This window comes from Ehrlichia ruminantium str. Welgevonden (assembly GCF_000026005.1).
Taxonomy (GTDB): Bacteria; Pseudomonadota; Alphaproteobacteria; order Rickettsiales; family Anaplasmataceae; genus Ehrlichia; species Ehrlichia ruminantium.
The window spans coordinates 1,342,210-1,364,061 of sequence record NC_005295.2; the positions used below are offsets into that span (position 1 = coordinate 1,342,210).

Annotated in this window: 11 protein-coding genes; 7 read left to right on the plus strand and 4 right to left on the minus strand. The window is 27.3% G+C overall.

All coding sequences use genetic code 11. The annotated features are described in order from the left end of the window. Positions 1-322 precede the first annotated feature (322 nt). The 4 genes from ERUM_RS04245 (at position 323) to dnaN (ending at position 4,029) form a co-directional block, all read left to right on the plus strand. Entirely contained in the window at positions 323-952 is a 630-nt protein-coding gene (locus ERUM_RS04245) for an ECH_1013 family putative transcriptional regulator (RefSeq protein ID WP_011155464.1), read from the plus strand. Positions 953-1,328: 376 nt separating this feature from the next. Next, on the plus strand, positions 1,329-2,132 hold the full coding sequence (locus ERUM_RS04250; RefSeq protein WP_011155465.1) for a response regulator transcription factor: 804 nt from the start codon (positions 1,329-1,331) through the stop codon (positions 2,130-2,132). Between the two features lie 70 nt (positions 2,133-2,202). After that, entirely contained in the window at positions 2,203-2,820 is a 618-nt protein-coding gene (locus ERUM_RS04255; RefSeq protein WP_011155466.1) for a ribonuclease D, read from the plus strand. Positions 2,821-2,901: 81 nt separating this feature from the next. Beyond that, the gene (gene dnaN, locus ERUM_RS04260) at positions 2,902-4,029 is read left to right on the plus strand and encodes a DNA polymerase III subunit beta (RefSeq protein WP_011155467.1); all 1,128 of its coding nucleotides are present in this window, start codon (positions 2,902-2,904) and stop codon (positions 4,027-4,029) included. Positions 4,030-6,437: 2,408 nt separating this feature from the next. Here dnaN and ERUM_RS04265 read toward each other — a convergent pair. Beyond that, on the minus strand, positions 6,438-7,487 hold the full coding sequence (locus ERUM_RS04265) for an Mrp/NBP35 family ATP-binding protein (RefSeq protein WP_011155468.1): 1,050 nt from the start codon (positions 7,485-7,487) through the stop codon (positions 6,438-6,440). A 123-nt stretch (positions 7,488-7,610) separates the two neighbouring features. On the opposite strand from ERUM_RS04265, the gene prs reads away from it, so the two are divergent. After that, on the plus strand, positions 7,611-8,567 hold the full coding sequence (gene prs, locus ERUM_RS04270) for a ribose-phosphate diphosphokinase (protein WP_011155469.1): 957 nt from the start codon (positions 7,611-7,613) through the stop codon (positions 8,565-8,567). Positions 8,568-9,376: 809 nt separating this feature from the next. After that, positions 9,377-9,721: an Asp-tRNA(Asn)/Glu-tRNA(Gln) amidotransferase subunit GatC gene (gene gatC, locus ERUM_RS04275; RefSeq protein ID WP_011155470.1), complete on the plus strand. Its 345-nt coding sequence runs from the start codon at positions 9,377-9,379 to the stop codon at positions 9,719-9,721. A 1,085-nt stretch (positions 9,722-10,806) separates the two neighbouring features. Here gatC and acnA read toward each other — a convergent pair. Both acnA and apaG read right to left on the minus strand, forming a co-directional pair. Next, a complete protein-coding gene (acnA, locus tag ERUM_RS04280; RefSeq protein ID WP_011155471.1) occupies positions 10,807-13,434 on the minus strand; it encodes an aconitate hydratase AcnA in 2,628 nt (875 codons plus the stop codon). Positions 13,435-14,828: 1,394 nt separating this feature from the next. Then, entirely contained in the window at positions 14,829-15,233 is a 405-nt protein-coding gene (gene apaG / locus ERUM_RS04285) for a Co2+/Mg2+ efflux protein ApaG (protein ID WP_011155472.1), read from the minus strand. Positions 15,234-16,530: 1,297 nt separating this feature from the next. On the opposite strand from apaG, the gene ERUM_RS04290 reads away from it, so the two are divergent. Continuing rightward, a complete protein-coding gene (locus ERUM_RS04290; protein ID WP_011155473.1) occupies positions 16,531-17,610 on the plus strand; it encodes a 5-(carboxyamino)imidazole ribonucleotide synthase in 1,080 nt (359 codons plus the stop codon). Between the two features lie 1,286 nt (positions 17,611-18,896). Here ERUM_RS04290 and ERUM_RS04295 read toward each other — a convergent pair. Further along, positions 18,897-21,104, minus strand: a complete 2,208-nt coding sequence (locus ERUM_RS04295) for a hypothetical protein (RefSeq protein ID WP_011155474.1) — start codon at positions 21,102-21,104, stop codon at positions 18,897-18,899. Positions 21,105-21,852 lie beyond the last annotated feature (748 nt).

Consider the following 21,852-nt stretch of genomic DNA (forward strand, 5'->3'; position numbering starts at 1 on the left):
AATATTACATATTAGTTATCCTAACTAATTGTTTCATAAATTAGAAAATTAACTACAGTAACATGACAACATTTACTAAATTATGCGATATAGAAGTTATTATAAGCACCAATTTTTATCTTGTATCATTTTTTATTCAACTATTACAATCACTAGCAAGTGTAGTTATCAGCTTCTAATATAGCAATTGTATTTTACACGGTTCTCGTGCTAATAATTTGATAATTTGGTGTCATCATAAATGAATTGTTCAATTATTACTTGAGTTTATATACTTTAAACTGTACAAAAATGTAATAAATATTAACTATAAGGGGAGTTTATGAAAACAAGTAATAGTATAATCGTTACTAGAATGAAACATCAAATGGATAAAATGGGAATAAATGCACGTGAACTTGCTAATAGAGCTGAAGTTGGCAAGTCTTTTGTGTACGATATATTAAGCGGTAAATCAACTAATCCAACATCTAAGAAATTAATGGCAATAGCAAAAGTATTAAATGTATCTTTATCTTACTTAATTAGCGATGATAGCTACATTTGTGGACAAGGTAATACAAATATATTGCCTGTATATAATTTAGAACTAGAAAATGGTCAGATTTCATCTTCTGGAGATGTTAATTTATATCTTTCTTCAAATATTAATTTAACACCTAATATGAAAGATCTACGTGTATACCACGTAAAAGGAGATAGTATGATCCCAACATTGATGAATCAAGACATTGTATTAGTAGATATAAGTGACAAGAGCCCTCACCCTGCAGGTCTATTTGTCATTGTAGACTCAGTCGGAATTTCCATTAGAAGATTAGAATATTTAAAAGATAGTAATAAAATTAAGTTACATGTAGTTTCTGATAATAAAAAATACTCATCTTATGAATGTCATTTAGAAGATATGGAAATACTAGGTAGAATTATTTGGTATGCTAGATCCGTGTGAAATATACAACATTTCAAACTTTTAATATTAGTGTATGTGTGTTTATTAATATATAATAGTTATTGTAATTACTATTTTTATTATTAATAAAGTATTAACTTGTGTTTATGTATAATCAGTAGAATATTTTACCGATTAAGGAAAATTAGGTGTATTCACTATAATATCTCTAATAGTCTTGAGGGTAATTTGTGTTATATATGCAACACATTCAAAGTATATTACATGTAATTTACTATTATACTTGAACAGCATAGTAACACTATGTATTAACTTTTGATGAAATATTTAGTTGTTATAGGTTGATTATGTCTTTAGATTAGGCTAAGTGCTTTATATATTTAAGTTATGGATTATTGGATTTTTAGAGGTATTTATGCGTATATTATTAATAGAAGATGATATTGCATGTGCAAAGGCAGTAGAGGCTTCTCTATCTTCAGAAGGACATTTTTGTGAAACTATGACTTCTGCTCAAGATTGTTATGGTAGTATCATTCCAAAAAATGACGACTATGATATCGTTATATTAGACATACATTTCCCTGGCAAAATAGATGGGTACGATATTTTAGTAAAACTACGTGAATCTGGAATAAAAGTTCCTGTTCTTATATTGTCATGTATTTCATCAGTGTCACATAAAGTTAAAGGCTTATATTACGGAGCAGATGATTATGTAACAAAGCCCTTTCATAAAAGCGAATTACTCGCAAGAATTAAAGCTATTGTACGTCGCACCAGAGGACATCCTGAATCAATAGTGCGCGTTGGTAACATTGCAATTAATCTTGATCATAAATGTGTTGAATGTAATGGTGAAATAGTACACCTCACTAAAAAGGAATACGGGATGATAGAATTATTGTCTTCTAGATTAGGGACTGTACTTACAAAAGAAATGTTCTTATCTCACTTATATCGAGAGCTAGATGAGCCATCAGATGACAAAATCATTGATGTATTTATGTGTAAGTTGCGCAAAAAGCTCAAAGTAGCTAATAATGGTAAAAATTATATAGAAACTGTGTGGGGACGCGGCTACGTATTAAAAGAATGTGTTGATGATGACGAAAGTGATGATGATAGAGGAGAAGAAGGATATAGATGGAACAACAACACTAATAACGATATGATGTATAGACAAGAAATTGACAAAAAGTACGTTGAAGAAGCATAATATGGTTGATAGGTCTTTTATACGTGGTACAATAGTTATATGATGTTATACGCCTATATGTGAGGGAGTTGTGCCTATATTTGTACATGATTATGACTTGCCTGATGGGGTAGAATTTGGCAATACTGTTGCCGTCGATACAGAAACTATGGGCTTAGTGTGTAGGCGAGATAGGTTATGTTTGGTACAGATGTCTGGAAGTAATGGTAACGTGCACTTGGTCAAGTTTCCTTCAACTGAATATCAAGCATCTAATTTGAAGAAAATTTTATCTGATTTAAGCATAACTAAAATCTTTCATTTTGCTCGCTTTGACATCACTGCAATACGCTATTACCTTGGTATATGGGCAATACCATGCTACTGTACTAAAATAGCTTCAAAGTTGGCTAGGACATATACAGATCATCATGGTTTAAAAGAGCTTTGTAATGAGTTATTAGGCATCAAATTGAATAAAGTTCAACAGTCGTCTGATTGGGGGAAAGAGGTTCTAACATCTGAACAGTTAAACTATGCTGCATCAGATGTTATTCATTTACATGCATTAAAAAGTAAGCTTGATGCTATGTTAGAGCGTGAAAATAAGCAAGAACTAGCAAAATCCTGTTTCGATTTTCTTCCTACACGAGTTCAATTGGACTTATTAGGTTGGGATAATGTTGACATATTTAGTCATGCATCTTAATCATTAAAATACAAGAGGCATACTTGACTTGTTAGTGTTTACTCTGTATAACACCTGAATACTTTGTATTGATAAGAACATATGACCAGTAACTCTACACTAAATTTTTGTGTTGGCAAAGATAAGCTTTTACAAGCGCTATCTTATATCAACAGTATTGTAGAAAAACGTCATAGTATTGTCGTATTGTCCTGTGTTAGAATAGAAGCACAAGATAAAAAAATTAGTTTAACATCTACAGATCTCGATATTTCAATTGTTGCATCAATTAGCGCTAATGTTTTAGTTGATGGAGTTATAGTTGTATCTGCTCAGCTTCTTTATGACATAGTAAGAAAATTACCTAATGATTTTGAAATCAAGTTTACTATTGGTAAAGATGGGAGATTAACCATAGAATGTAGCCGTACAGAGTTTTCCTTACCTATTGTTGACATAGAAAAATTTCCTGTAATTGAACACAATGAGTTACAAGACAAGTTTACCTTACAAGTATCTGAGTTAGTAAACCTTTTTGGCAAAACTAAATTTGCAATTTCTGCTGAGGAAAGTCGGTTTAACCTAAATGGAGTATATGTACATACATCAAATGGGGCTTTATGTTGTGCTGCTACAGATGGACATAGACTATCTTTAGCTAAATTAAGTAAAGTAGAAGATATTGTATCAGACTTTGGCATTATCGTTCCTAAAAAAACAGTCAATGAAATTTTAAAGATAATAAGTCATGGTAATAGCAGCGATCCAATATCAATTAGTTTATCAAATAGAAAGATTTGTTTTGAATACAAAGAATATATTTTAATATCTAAAGTAATAGATGGCATTTTTCCAGACTACAACTCAATTATACCAAAATCTCATGATAAGAACGTCCTTATTGATTCTGAAGTATTATCTAATGCAATAGATAGAGTTTCTGTAGTTGTTTTCGATAAGGTAAAAGTTATAAAACTCAAATTTACCGATAATAAGTTAATACTCAGTGCTGCCTCTTCAGATCAAGGAGATGCAAGAGAAGAGTTAGAAATTGATACTTACTCTACATCTGAAATCACCATAGGTCTGAATGCAAGATACTTAATGGAAGCACTATACTGTATTAAAGGGAAATGTCATTTATCCTTCTATGATGCAAACACTGCCATTTTAATACAAGAACAGGATAATGATGATGCTATGTATATTATCATGCCAATGAGAATATAACATAAGGCAAGAAAATTTTTTGCTTTAAGTATCATTACAATATAAACACATCTAAAAATGCATCAATCAATTCACACATTATAAAAAATTATGGTATTATATGTTAATACTAATCTAGCAATGCTATATGATTTAGTAGAAGAAGTTCTAAAACAAGCTAGCACACGGTTTACAACTAACAAGTACTATAATCTGCCACAATGTGACTAGAGACTCTGTACCACACTAAATAGATTTTAAGCTAGAAACAGTACTTAATAATTTTACAGATAATCTTTTATACATGAAAATCATCATTACAAAGCTAGGTAATTCAATCACACTATTAGTAGCATCTATATATCTTAAGGCTTGGTAACCCCTTCTCTTAAAACTTAACGTATCATGAACAAAATATAGACAATACCAAGATAAAAAACATAATCAATTCTTTCGATCATTTCTTGTAACATTAATATACTAAAAGGTACCTTATAACTAAAGATTTACACATCACATTACACAAAAAAAGTATCTCAATATTAAGGTAAGAAAAATTCTCATTTATTCTATATTTTTAAAGTAACATTGATTACCCAATTTACTGCTCTAATATAAGCAAAATCATCTTTACATTGATAACCTTTAGTAAATGATTTTCCTATAAAAATAATTTCCTTACATATGAAAATTATAATCCTAAACAGATAGCTACTTATTAAATAACACTACTTATTACATCTACATTATTAATCTTATACTAGCTGAATACTTATATCTAATGTAAAACAAAGTACAATCAATATTAAACTAGAAAAGACCCACTCAATATTTCGAGATATCCACATGCATTACACAGATCTTCAACAGTAAGTAATGTTTTTCTATCTTATGTTCATTACATATTTTGAAAAGTACCAGTTAATAATTATAACTCTTTATTTTTATTTAACTATACTACTGATTAAAATATCACAAAAAGTGACTAAAGTTAAAATAACATATTTCTACATATAATACATGTATAAAATTATATTACCAATATAATAAATATACTTTCATTTATAATATACGATATTTCTTTTTATAGAATACGAGTTTATTGTAGTTTATAAATATTTTCATTAATACTACAGGTAATAACTAGTATAATTATAAACTCATGTTCATCATTATATTACTTACAAAAGTATTGACCAATCTTGTAATGGATTATATTTACAATATATGACATTCCTTTTATAGAACACTAGTTTATTGCAGTTTATCAATATTTTCATTAATACTACAGGTAATAACTAGTATAATTATAAGCTCATGTTCATCATTATATTACTTACAAAAGTATTTACCAATCTTGTAATGGATTATATTTACAATATATGACATTCCTTTTATAGAAACTAGTTTATTGTAGTTTATCAATATTTTCATTAATACTACAGATAATAACTAGTATAATTATCAACTCATGTTCATCATTATATTACTTACAAAAGTATTTACCAATCTTACAATGGATTATATTTACAATATATGACATCCTTTTATAGAACACTAGTTTATTGTAGTTTATCAATATTTTCATTAATACTACAGATAATAACTAGTATAATTATCAACTCATGTTCATCATTATATTACTTACAAAAGTATTGACCAATCTTGTAATGGATTATATTTACAATATATGACATTCCTTTTTATAGAACACTAGTTTATTGCAGTTTATCAATATTTTCATTAATACCACAGATAATAAATATGAGTACAATTATAAACTTATACTCATCGTTATATTACAACATTACCGACAAAATTATCTAGCAACCTTGTAATGTATTATTACTGGATATTGTTATAAAGTTGCTCTAATTTGCTATAAGATTGAACTGAAAGTGTGGTAAGCCTATATTCTGATTTATGATAGTATCTGTTAACCAAATATATAAATGATCTATTCTTTTTCTGAGTTAATTGTAATTTACACATATTTTTTTTAGAGTTATAAGTAATAACATCAGTAGAATCATCAATTCTTACTTTTATATAAAGACATACTATGTACAAAAACTACATAACAACCTTATGGATTATTTCTGAAGAACTAGTCGATTATAATAATTTATACATATTTTCTTTAGAACAACTACATAATAAAATAAGTAGAGTTGTAAACTAATACTTAAACATAATATATCTACTTGATACATAACACAGATGTATAAAAATTGCATTTCTAACAGAAATAAACACCTATTTCACTTTGTACATATCTTTTATCACAAAGAACTCAGTACCACATGTTAATAACTCTTTTTAGTATTATAATACACATAATACGTTGATTAATGTTCTTTACATATTGGCATAGATATATAATTTGTTATCTCTAATCAAGCACTTTACTAGTCAAAATACCATCTTCATTAAACACTATCCACTATGCATAACATACTATCAACAATACTATTATAAATTTTACATATCTCACTATCAAGCATTAAAGGATTACCTGACTCTGCAGTATCACATATTTGAGGATATATTGGTATTTCTCCTAAAAAATTTATATTAAATGTATCTGCCATATAACGCACACCATGTTTGCCAAAAATATAAGTTTTATTACCAGAGTTAGTATCAATAAAATAACTCATATTCTCTACTACACCAATAACACGAACTTTCATCTTATGCATCATGTCACACATTTTTACTGCATCAATAATAGCTAACTCCTGTGGAGTAGAAACTATAATAATACCAGTAATCTCAAATTTACTAGTAAGAGTAATATGTACATCACCAGTACCAGGTGGTGTATCTATAATCAAATAATCCAATTCTCCCCACACTGTATTGAGTATTAAACTATATATAGCTTTTGTTATCATAGGACCACGCCAAATAGCCGCATTCTTCTTACTAGTCAAATATCCAATAGACATACTCTTAAGACCATATCTGGTAATAGGTAGCATTCTATTACAATCATCTACCTCAGGATTCGTACCATCTATAACCCCTAACATATGCGGTATAGACGGACCATAAATATCAAGATCAACTAATGCTGTCTTATATCCTTTTCGCACCAAAGCTAACGCTATATTCAACGCAACTGTAGATTTTCCTACTCCACCTTTCCCAGAAGATATAAGTATTACATTTTTCACATTCTGAATAGATATCTTATTATCAGTTTCACCGTAACGAGATTTATGACTACTACGTGTACTAGTAATAATAACTTTTACACACTTGATATTTGGAATAAGATTAATAGCATCTTTACATTGTTTCTCAATTACATCTTTTTGTATAATATGATGTTCATTTAATAAATTTAAAATACAAGTAACATTATGATTATCAACCAATATTGAAGAAACTAATCCAAGTTCTACAATATTCTTATTGCTATTTTGATCTATAACTTTTGACAATACATTTAATACATCATTCTTATTTATCACTATTATCCTTTAATAAAGACTACCTTATGATACCATAATACTATAAAAAATACCTATTTACTTTTTCTACAGTATTACATATTATCACGATGCACATTTCCATATATTAGAGTAACTTACTTAATGTTAATATCCGCTGGTATACATAGCACTGATTTAGCAAAAAGAATATCAGAGCTAACATGTATAAAACTAGTTAAGTCATACACTTCCAACTTTGCTGACCAAGAGTTAAATGTAGAAGTAGAAGAAATTCAAAGTAATAAGAATAAACATATAATAATAATACATACAATTGGTTTTCCAGTGCACGACAATTTAATAGAACTACTATTACTAATCGACGCACTCAAAAGAGCCTTATCTCCAAACAGAATCACATTAATAGTTCCATACTGTTGCTATACTAGACAAGATAGAGTAATGTATAGAAACTTAAATAACATTAATATAGTATCTGCATTAAGTGCTAAAGTAATTGCTAATATCTTAAAAACAATAAATGTTAATAATATGATTTTTATCGATCTACATTCAAATCAATTAGCTGGTTTTTTTGATACGGAAATTACTAACTTAAATCCTAATAGTATTTTTATAGATGCTATTATTGAAAAGTTTACTATGGAAAATCTAGTAATTGTATCCCCTGATCATGGCGCATTAAACAGAACTAGAACCTTTGCATATACATTAGCAAAACAGTATAATTTAAAGCATGAAATTCAAGTAGCAGTAATAGATAAATACCGAACAAAACCTGGTGTTTCTGAAGTTATGAACATAATTGGCAATGTAGAAAACAAGGAGTGCATAATAATAGATGATATAGTAGATTCAGGTGGTACATTATGTAATGCAGCATCAGCATTAAAAAATAATGGAGCCTTACAAGTAAGTGCTTACATTACACATGGAGTATTATCTAACAATGCAATAGCTAAGATAACCAATTCACAATTAAATACACTGACTATAACCGACACAGTAAATCACTGTTCCATTAATACGCCAAAAATTAAAGTTTTATCTATAGATAAGTTTTTAAGTGACTATATATTACATAACTTAACTAACTAATAAATAGAAACATTACTAAGTCAAGAAATATAAGATCACTATCTCAAAAATTAAATATACCAACTAGGTAAACAGTATTTACAAATAACTAATTTATATAACATTTTTAAATTTTAACAACTGCATACTTATAAAACATAGAAAACCAACTACTAAAGATAAAAACTAAGACATAATAAATATAGAGATGTCATATGTTTTATTTTAACAATATAAAAATATCAAATTACTAATCAATACACCTCTAATAAAAGAGAGCCACAATTCTTTTGATCGTAGAACATTAAACAACTATATCAAATATATATAGCCTAGCAAATATCAATAAAAATTGAAAAAACCACATACAACACATTACATCTCTATTTGAAAGTCTTAACTTCAAATCAATAAGATTATCAGTTTAAGATTCAGATATAACAATTAGTTAAAAGATATTTGTAAATAATTAGTACTATTATAGCCTTAAGATCAAATGATCACATTATTCACAACAAGAAACTAAGCAATCAAATAAAACTAAAAAACACATTAGATTAAATAACAAGATATATCTTTTATCTAACAATATATTAGAGAATACAAATTAAGATAATAGCAGTAAAAAAGTAATTATATTAGAAATCATTCATATATTAAACCTAATCACAAATTATAAGCTAATAAGAATCAAGATAGAATAATAAAGCATTTATATATCAAAAATTGCTAAATTATATATTGCAACTTAGCTAATACATTAAAAATTCACATTTTATTCATTGATAAATTTTTAAGTAACTATATACTATGAAATCTATTACTAACTAATGATAAGAAACAAATTGATAGACAATCAAAATAATTCAAATAACTTGCAACAGAAAAAGATAACCAAGGATGATCTGCTACAAGTTGCAAAGTTAGTCAAAGTAAAATTGAGTGACAATGAAATCGGTTATTATATTAAGGAGTTAGAATCTGTTTTGAGTTGGATAAATACAATATCACAAGTAAACACAGACAATGTTATCCCAATGAGTCATGGTGGAATAAGTCATAAATTACCTCTACGTCAAGACATTATCAATGATGGCAATATAAAAGACATTATACTTTCTGAGTCTCCTAAACAAGAACATGACTTTTTTGTTGTACCAAAAGTCATTGAGTAATAATGTACTATACAATATTGTAACAATAAATTATTATGGTTTGACAATTAAAAACTACGGTATTACCTGTAAGTACAATATATATTACACAAAAACATACTTTTAACCATACTGCCCATCAAAAATTACCAATATTAGTCTAACAAACAATATTCTTTATGTATTTACAATACATTCTATAAAGAGAAATAGACATATAAAAACAGTTAGCAGCAATACTTAATTATAAGTAGTAAACTAACTCAACTATTATCAGGTAAACACGTTACCTACTCGTAAAACACTACTAACAAAGAATATACAATAAAAAATCTTACACCACCAACAAGAATAGAACTTTTTTATTGTACTCAACGTCTTAAATAACAACATATTAAAATATTGTAATTGATAAGTAACAAATCTTAGATTAACATGCAAGGAAGATACAATAAAAAATCTTATACCACCAACAAGAATAGAACTTTTTTATTGTACTCAACGTCTTAAATAACAACATATTAAAATATTGTAATTGATAAGTAACAAATCTTAGATTAACATGCAAGGAAGATACAATAAAAAACCTTATACCATCTAAACAAGAATAGAACTTTTTTATTGTATTCAACGTCTCAAATAACAACATATTAAAATATTGTAATTGATAAGTAACAAATCTTAGATTAACATGAAAGGAAGATACAATAAAAAATCTTATACCACCAACAAGAATAGAATTTTTTTATTGTGCTCAACGTCTTAAATAACAACATATTACAACTCTAATTACTAAGTAGTAAATTTTAGTATTAACATACGTTGAATTACACAATCTGTACTTACATTAATTTAAAATGCATATATTCATCTAATATTATGTGACTTACTAATTATTTAGCTTTTAAAATAAGCACTAAGCTTAACATATTTGACTAATACTGGACGGATCATATAAACTTGTACAATTGATAGTATTTTACTTAGATATAATATAGTGTCACCTATCATAGATAGGACTCTCATATACTAACTAATATAAGCACCATCTTAAATAATGTATATATTATTTTCTGATAACTATATATGTATTTATACATTAAGCACTAACTTGCCATCATTCTCATAAGTACGTATTGCAATACACCACCACTTTTAAAATACTCAACTTCAATAGCAGTATTAAGATTACAAACCACAGTAATACTTTGACTAGATCCATTTTGTCTCAAAATCATACATTTTAACTCTTGATTTATACCAATTTTACCAGTAATACTTATTACTTCACAACCTGTTAAATCTAACGTCTTTCGCGTACATCCATTTTTAAATGTTAATGGTAATACTCCCATACCAATAAGATTTGATCTATGTATACGTTCAAAACTTTCTGCTATAATAGCTTTAATATTTAAAAAGAAAGTACCTTTAGCAGCCCAGTCTCTACTTGAGCCACTACCATATTCTTTACCAGCAATTACAACTAACGGTATGTTATTCTGTTGATAAAGTTGCGATGCATCAAATATTGACATTTCTTCACCAGTAGGAATATATCTAGTTACACCACCTTCAGCACTTACCATTTCATTACGTACACGAATATTAGCAAAAGTACCCCGTGTCATTATATGATGATTCCCTCGCCTTGAACCATAAGAATTAAAATCCTCTACCATTACATTATTTTGTAATAAAAACTTACCAGCAGGACTATTTAAAGCAATATTACCTGCAGGAGAAATATGATCAGTAGTAACACTATCACCTAACAATGCTAAAATATTTGCATTACTAATATTAATATTATCACTACTATTTAAATTAGAAGACAAATTTTTAAAATAAGTTGGACTTTGTATATAAGTACTATTCATATCCCACTTATAGATATCACTGTCACCACATTTTAAATTTTCCCAATACTTTCCTCCACTAAATACATTTTTATACCTACTAGTAAACACTTGTTTATTAATAGTATTCTGTATAACTTCATTAATCTCATCATTAGATGGCCAAATATCTGATAAATAAACATTTTCCCCATTATCGCCAATAGCTATAGGATCAGAAGTAAGATCTATATCAATTGTACCAGCCAAAGCATAAGCTACAACCAATGGAGGAGATGCAAGAAAATTAGCCCGTACACATGGATGTATTCTTCCTTCAAAATTACGATTACCAGATAAAACTGCTGCAACTAACAAATCATTAGATTTTATATCTTCTTCAATATGAGGAGCCAAAGATCCAGAATTGCCAATACAAGTAGTACACCCATATCCAACCAAATAAAATCCTAAAGCATCTAAATGCCTCTGTAAACCTGATTTGACTAGGTATTCTGTTACAACTTGAGAACCAGGAGCTAAAGAGGTCTTTACCCACGGTTTAGATTTTAAATTTAACATATTTGCTTTACGTGCAACAAGTCCTGCTGCAATCATAACACTTGGATTTGATGTATTAGTACAACTAGTTATCGCAGCAATAACTATATCACCATTTTTTAAAGATTTTGCTGACTTATTATCGTTAGTTGATTTCACACCCAAACTTGGCAATGTTGTCTTCACTTGAGAAAGAAAAATTTTATCTTGAGGTCTTTTTGGACCAGCTAATACAGGCTTTACTTCTCCTAAATCAAATTCTATTTCATTATCATACCTTAACCCTTCTTTAGTATGCCATAAATATTGTGCTTTAGCGTAAGACTCCACTAAATCTATTAAAGATAGCTCGCGTCCTGTCATCTCCAAGTATTCCAAGGTTTTATGATCTATTGGAAAAAAACCACAAGTAGCCCCATATTCAGGAGACATATTTGCTACAGTTGCCCTATCAGCAATGGATAAACTATCCAAACCTTCACCAAAAAATTCAACAAACTTTCCTACTACACCTTTACTCCTAAGAATATTAGTAATTGTCAATACCATATCAGTTGCAGTAACACCATCTGATAACTTGCCTACTAATTTAAATCCTACAACTTCAGGAATTAACATAGTAACTGGTTGACCTAACATCACTGCTTCAGCTTCTATACCTCCTACACCCCACCCTAATACAGACAATCCATTAACCATAGTAGTATGACTATCAGTACCAACTAAAGTGTCAGGATAAACTAAATCACCATCATTCCATACAACCTTAGCAAGATATTCTAAATTTACCTGATGACAAATACCAGCTCCAGGAGGTACAACACGAAAATTTTTAAATGCGCATTGCCCCCATTTTAAAAACTTATATCTTTCAACATTTCTTTGCATTTCTATAGATACATTTTCATCAAAAGAACTCTCTGTTCCATATGAATCAACTTGAATAGAGTGATCTATAACTAAATCAACTGGCACTTTAGGATTAATTATAGCTGGATTACCGCCATTTTCTTTTACATAGTCACGCATTGCAGCTAAGTCAACTACTGCAGGAACACCAGTAAAATCCTGCATTAATACTCGAGCAGGTGTGAAATTAATTTCATAACTTACATATTTATCAGCACATTGAGCCAATTTTTTTATATCTTCGATTTTAACACTAAACCCATTTTCATTACGTAATAAATTCTCAAATAGTATTTTAAGTGAGCATGGTAATCTTTTAATATCTACACCTAGCTTTTTAGATGCAACCCCAATACTAAAATATTCGTAACAATTTTTGCCAACATTCAACTTTTGTTTTGAATCAAGAGAATTTAAAAATCCCACGTTATAAACTCCAATCACTTAACTTTTCATCTAAAATACTAATTATTACAGATAGCACCATACAGTATATATCACCAAATCCTTAAATTAAAGTGTTCGTAATAATTTCTTATTAAGCATTAACACCACCTTTCTAAAGCTCCATAATGTAATTTATTATAAAACTAATCAAATCAATACTCTTTAAAACTATATAACTCATTCTTTCGCAGTAACCACGATTAATTCTTTATTATAGAACTCGCTATCAGTATAAAGAACATTATTGATTAGATTAATATCGCTTATATAGCTTATAGGTTGTCAAATCAATATCAAGTATACCTGATGTTTTAACATAGTAAATACTATTATAAATTCTTTTTTTTTTATAGAACTATTATTAGATCAATATTGTTATACTACAAATGTCAAACATTACAGATCAGAATAACACTTACTTTGCTCGCTTACTATAGAATATTTTAGTCAATTTAATACATATATTATCATTCTGAAATTCTATAACATATTTAACTACTTTTTTCTGTGCGTACTACTTGTTAAAGAATCAACTACTAATAATAGTAGCATACAATTAATTAAACCAACATGATAAATCTTCAAATGTCTCTCCTGATTTTGATCAAGTCTTCTATTATAACTTGTAAACCAGAAACAAAAAAGGTCCTTGTCCCACAGTTCAGATTTCTATTTAACATATTTGTTTGACGTGCAAAAAGTCTTATTATCATCATAATATTTGGATTTACTGAACATTAAGATCAAATAATATTTTGTATTAATTTTGGTACTATATTTAACTAGTTTAAGAAGCACAATTATTTTGAGATTTCATAACTGAGATAATTTATACTGTCATAATATCTCATACATGCCATGATCTAACACTTACTAGTACAATATAATAAATATACCCTTATTAAAAATATAGATAGTACATTCCTTTTAATTTTTAACCATGCTTTCTTATAAAGGGAACATGGTAGCTTACTTTGATTACAACCTTATGGTTAATTATCTACAAATTAATGCTTTTTTTACCCATTAGTATTACTTGTTAAAAGCTCCACACTCAATAATAACAGTTAATTAATTATTTTAATATATTGAACAATATTATAACTTTCAAAATTAAATATTAATATACCTTTCTTTTAAATAAGAAATATCACTAATGCGTTTTTATACAACATTACTGTTTATTGAGAAAAACAACTATTAAGATCATAAATATTATTTGATCATATGAATACCTAAACAACATTCACACTATACTTTCTAACTCAATATCAATATAACCTGAAGATAAAAAACATTAAACAGTATAAATGCTTTTTGTTAATTATTTTTTATAGGAAATCAAGAATAGGAATTTTTATCTTTCTGAAAATTTAATGTGGTTTTGTATTAACATATGGACTATCAAGAGAAAACATAGGTATATTTACATAGAAAACCTGTGCAGCATCTTCATCCATAAACTGATATTCTCCATGCATCATACCAGATGGAGTACTTAAGTATGCACCACTAGTATACTCAAAAAACTCACCAGGTTTTAAAACTGGCTGTTTTCCTATAACACCAAGTCCTGTTACTTCATTAATAATGCCAGTAGAATCAATAATTTTCCAACTTCTCCTTAATAACTGAACAGTAGATGTACTCTTATTTTTTACTCTAATATTATACAACCATATATAACAGTTCTCATGAGGAGAAGACTGCTCTTCTAAGTAACTTGGAACAACCTTCACTTCAATCAGCTTTGTCATACTGTAATATTGCAATGTCATAAATAACCCTTAGTTACGTGGCAATGATACACTAATTTTATTCATACATCAATATACAATAATACTCCAATTCCATAAGCCAATAATTAATAGTAAAATCACTTACATAATTAGCCAGCACATTTCCAAATAAACAATAATAGAAATGCTAAAGTAATAGTACTATACAATATAGTTCTATTACTACGCTAAAGTTATTGTCTACCTTAAAATTTTATAAAACCATTATTTATAATACTTACTTAAACATCAGAATTTCAAATAATCAGCAATAAAAAAAATTTTAATAACTTGCATTTACTAATTTTACCAACATCTTTATATTGACTAATACATAAATTAACTAACTTTTTGGTAAGTACTATTATTAGTTTTTATAACATAAACGCATAATAGCTTGCTATGTTATACAGTTTTTATACACCCCATATTCAAGTAATATAATTAATATCCACAAACTCATTAAACAGATCTCATGCATTAATAATCAATTACAATGTACACTCATATAACTTTTTATTTAAACTATCATCATGCTTAATTAAAATAACAAATGACATGCATTTTACAACTTATTAGTATTTTAGTCTTCATACTTACAAAGCTATACTTAATGGCATGTAAATTCTATCAGAAAAAGAATAGATCATTTATGTACTTGATGAACAAATACTATCATAAATCAGAATATAGGCTCACCACACTTTCAGTTTAATCTCATAGCAAATTAGAGCAACTTTATAACAATATCCAATTCAATAAAAATATAGATCTCATTTACGACCAATATACTCTTTAACTTACTAAGTAGATCACATAATCGAATATTTGAAAATATTAATAAGACTGACTATAATAAATAAAATTACCAATACTTACTAATGTCATACAATTAGGTATAAATTCATCTCTCATATTCACATTAATTGATTTACTTTTTACAGCAAGGTAATCTTACCAAATATAATAGAATCTATACTAACATAAGTTGTACTTTTTCTGTATATGCAGCATTAGGTAATATTACATCTGTAACTTGTACTCCATTATATCCTTATATATACAAAAGAAGAGTCAGAACAAGATACATAAAGTTCATCTGCTACAATAAAGATATAAAATTTCTCTTTCTCTAGACTTTACATCATTAATAACTACTATTTAATACAATATTTAGACAAATCATAATATTGATTAATACATCTAATAAATGGAGAGTTACTTTATCATTATTTAATTGACTTATCTTTTACAGCAAGATTATCATTCTTTAAATTGTCATCAACAAATCACTTATATGATACACGATTTACATGTCCCCCCTGGCTCAACTATTGGAATTTTAGGTGGTGGGCAGCTTGGAAAAATGATATCTGTTGCTGCAACAAAATTAGGATATAAGACACATCTATTAACAGACAATCTCAATAATCCATCAGTACAAGTTACAAACAATGTGACCATATTAGATAGCCACACTAATACAGAACAATTGCTTGAATTCGCATCAAGTATAAGTGTAGCAACCCTAGAATTTGAAAATATTCCTAGCAATATCATCAATATTCTACAACAGAAAACATCAATTTACCCAGGAATAGATGCTTTATATATTTCTCAAAATAGAATAAGAGAAAAACAACATATAAGAAATTTAGGTATTGCAACTACAGATTTCGCAATTATTAATAATTATGAAGACTTAATATATACAGCATCAGAATTTGGCTATCCTACATTACTGAAAACAGCAGAATTAGGTTATGATGGCAAAGGACAATATATAATAAGACAAAAAGAAGACTTAAGTAAGCTATCTTCACTAAACTGGGAAATAACATACGTTCTTGAGAAATTTCTCAAAATAGATAAAGAAATCTCTATCATAATATCAAAAAATATACATGGAATAACAGAGTTTTTCCCTGCTGCAGAAAATTATCATAATAATGGTATTTTAGTAAGATCTTCTGTACCAGCACAAATTAACCAAGAAATGCATATCAAAGCTCAAGAATTGACAAAAAAAATTGCAGAATCTTTTAATTTGATAGGATTATTAGCAGTAGAGTTTTTTATTACAGAAACTCAAGAACTTATAGTCAATGAAATTGCACCTCGTCCTCATAATTCTGGGCATTGGAGTTTAGATGCTTGCAATGTAAGTCAATTTGAACAACTAGTAAGAGCAATTTGTGGATTACCTCTACAACCAGTAAAGTTACTGTTCCCATGTACTATGTATAATATACTTGGAGAAGATATATATAAATATTATAAACATCACACCCAAATTAATGAAAGCGTATACATATATGGAAAAAACAAAGCTAGCCAAAACAGGAAAATGGGACACATTAATATCTTACAATACTAAATTAGTATGTTATTAGCATATTAGATTAACTGATTTGTATTGCACACTTAATTCACTAATATTTCCTGAAAAAATTAATAATAATGCATTCCTAATATGCCTTGCTAGAGTAATTTTGGATATATTGTATTATCTGTGTTAATAAAATATCAAACTCTAAGTATCTATATTAACTCTAACAAAAGAATAATAAATTAATATATAGAAATAATTAGTAGATAGTAGATCAAGAGTAAACAATTTCATATAAAAATTACAACAATGTTCCTCTATATCATTTATCCTATACAATTAAATACAGATTTAATTTCTTAGCAGATACATCTTTAAAAAACAATAGTTCAAATTTATCAATAAGGTTTATTTTGTGTAAATCACTATAAGTTCTCTGAATATTATAACAAAATCAATAATTCACTATCCATTTAATAAAAACATATTAATGTTGACGTAATGAAAAGGTACTTAGAGAAAATAAGCTATAATACACTAAATACTTTAGAACAAAAACATTATCAATCTTTCAACATATAATACATATTATTAACCTGATACAATCATATACACAAGGTAGTAATTATAACATACATCAAAACTATATAATAAGCCTACCAAGAAATAAAGTGAGATAAGCTATTTACAGAACGTAAGAACTGTAAAATAAATAAGATTAATAATACATCAATATTTAAGAACTAAGGATATAATCAACTTTTCTATTATATGTCATATTATTAATCTGATACAATATATATACATAAGTTAGTAATTATAACATACATCAAAACTAGAATAAGCCTATCAAAAGAAATAAAGTGAGATAAGCTATTTACAGAACATAAGAACTGTAAAATAAATAAGATTAATAATACATCAATATTTAAGGACTAAAAATATAATCAACTTTTCTATATATGTCATATTATTAATCTGATACAATATATATACATAAGTTAGTAATTATAACATACATCAAAACTAGATAAGCCTATCAGAGAAATAAAGTGAGATAAGCTATTTATAGAACGTAAGAACTGTAAAATAAATAAGATTAATAATACATCAATATTTAAGAACTAAGAATATAATTAATCTCTTCTACCAACACTGAACTTTATACAAAACTTACAAACATTTTTATTGATATAATACACCAGAATAAGCTCATATTAACAGGATAAAGTGAATATAAAAACTCCAAATTAATACAATATGAAAAATAATATAAATAGAACATTTGTATACAAGTAAAATTACATCTAATACATATAAACTTACAATATTTTTTAATTATACCAATTTTCACAAGTAATTTTTACCATACCTCCTGCACCTTTTTCAGTAGAATTAGTACTTATATCAGCACACCCTCCAGCTCCAAAATACTTACTAGCATTTTCCATTAATAATGATCCAGCAATACATTCATCATCATTAAGTTCCTCAAACAAAATATCTTGTACAAAATTCTGATATGGGATAAACCTTACTCTTTTATTACGAGGAATATTACTTAAAATTCTATTCTTATTATTACTAACTACTCTATAGTAGAGCATATTTCTACTATGAACAGTATCATTGCTAATAATATTTTTGATTTTATCATTAGGTAATTTTCCCCCACCATTTGCCACCAATTTCACTTCACATACTTCTACATCACTATTCCTATGTTTTTTTCTCTTACAGAATTCAATCATAGAATCTGACCCTATAGAATTACCATTGTTAACATTAAAATGGACTTTGACAAAATACTGATCAGATTTTCCTATCTTAAACATTCCCATTACATATTCGCCAGGTACTCCTTCTTTACTTTTACCCGTTTCAGCATCAATTTCACCAGACTGTCCTCCACCCAAAATTTCTACTTTTATAAAATCACATTTCTTAGAAACATTATATACATTGGTAAATTTAGGATAATACAACCATATATCTACATCTCTATCGCGAGTAATCTTTACCTTATTTTTTAAAAATAAATTATTCTCTGATGTATTATCTTTAGCAGCATATATAACACTTTTAAAATTATCAATACACATTCCCATAGAATAATAGTCTAACAGTTCCAAATCATTTTGTAATTTTACATCTAAGGAAATTTCCTCTTTACTATCTGCATTAAAAAACCTCACGACATCAGCATTAAAGTAACCTTGTCCACTATAATATTGTGTTAAAACTTCAGGAGGAAATTCCCATGATTTTTCATTTCTTAGTCTCAACTTATAATTTTGATATAAATAAAATGAGTTTTCTAAATTATTACATGGATTATCTTCTTCATACATATTTAATTTTACATCAGTATTCACTTCATTAGAAAAAAAATAATACCCATCTTCATTTATTAATATCCTATCTAGAAAATCTTGCTTTTTGTCCTTCAAATCATACTCATAGTCAGCACATTGAATATATTTCTTGTTTCTAGTTCTAGCATAACGTACCATCCTACTATATAGTGGTCTCAGCCAAATATACCTATCATATTTTCCTTCATGGGTTTTCAGTATATATCCAAAAACTGTATTAAATTCATTAATACCATCTATGCATTTTACTTGTACTCTACTATCACGCTGATATTTTATTTTACCATCCATACAACAGTTACTTAAATTGAAAATTTTATTATCCTGGAGCTTCCCTTCTAAATAGAATTGATGATTATTAAGATTAATTTTAGGTTTTATTATCAGGTCAATATTATCTCGAATAATAGATTCCTTTAATGGGGCAGTACCAAGAAATTGTATCTTCATCTGGTTATATTTATACTTACTTAATACAAGTTGTGTTAACACAGGTATAGGTACACATCTAAGAGGCTGTGGTTCTTGGGGATTTTCAATACATATTTTATTTCCATCAACCATATAAGCTTTAAAACCATAAAAATCCCCAGTAAATTCAAGGCGACCATTTTTTACAAGAAAATCATTATAGGATAGAAACACCTCATCTTCATACATCTTTCCCTTTTTCAATTCTATGATTCTAATTCCCGGATTAAAAAACGTCTGACCAGAGAATTCAATTGGAACAAACCTAATAATATCTTTGTCTTGAAAAATACCCGAACAGAATGGTATAGGATAAGATCTCTTAGGCATAGCATGACATATTGCACGACTGCTACAAGTTAAATGCCAATCTGATTTTACTTCTGAAAGATTATTACATGAACTCACACGACATATACATAATTGTGGATGAAAAAAATCATTTTCATCAACATATACAATAAAATTTATTAACCCATCACCTGTTCCCTTACATTCCCCTATTCCAATATCAAACCTATAAGATAGATCTTCTATTGTTACTCTGTTATCAAAGAATGACAAATATTGATAATCTAAACTCATTTTTTCATCTATGTTTTTACCATATGCAAGCACACAGATGTTTATACTACCGACATAAAATAACAATAAATAGACTAAATTTTTTATAATATTAAAACTATATCCATACATAAAACATATCTATAATAAAAAGAACAAGATGTCTTTATATACAATTTTTAATATATTAACTATATTTTGCAATAAATATTATAAATAAATTAACTATTATTATTTAAAAACTATATAAAATATTGCTTACATCATCACGAATTTACATATTGGGAACATCGATAACACACAAGTTAGAAAACCAATTATACAAATCATTATAAAGATAACCTGATAAACCATATTTTAAATATATGTGTTTCTATCACCTATCATGTTAACAATAACATCAATAATCACTAAAACTAGAAAATATATACAATATAAAATAATAAAGTATTTGTTATTCACTTCAGATAATAATCAATAAATATCATAATTATTAGCAAATGGTATACTCAATCATCATAGACTCAACTTACCACAACAATCTTTAACATATAGATTCACTAACATATACAATTAAGCACTAAATATAAGTCTAATGTTACTTATTAATCGCAATTTGTACTCATAACTTTTATTCTCAATATAAATTCAACTGATTAATCAACTAACTAAATTAATTTTCTTTACTACTTAATCAGTTATATTTAACAATACGTACTATTTTCCTATACTAACGATAACATTCCAGTCACTAAATAAAGATATTGAAAATTGATTTCATGATTTACAACAATACCTAAAATACATACAATTATTATGTATCACATATAAAATATGCTTTCAATTAGATTTAATAACAGGTACTATTTTCTTATACTAA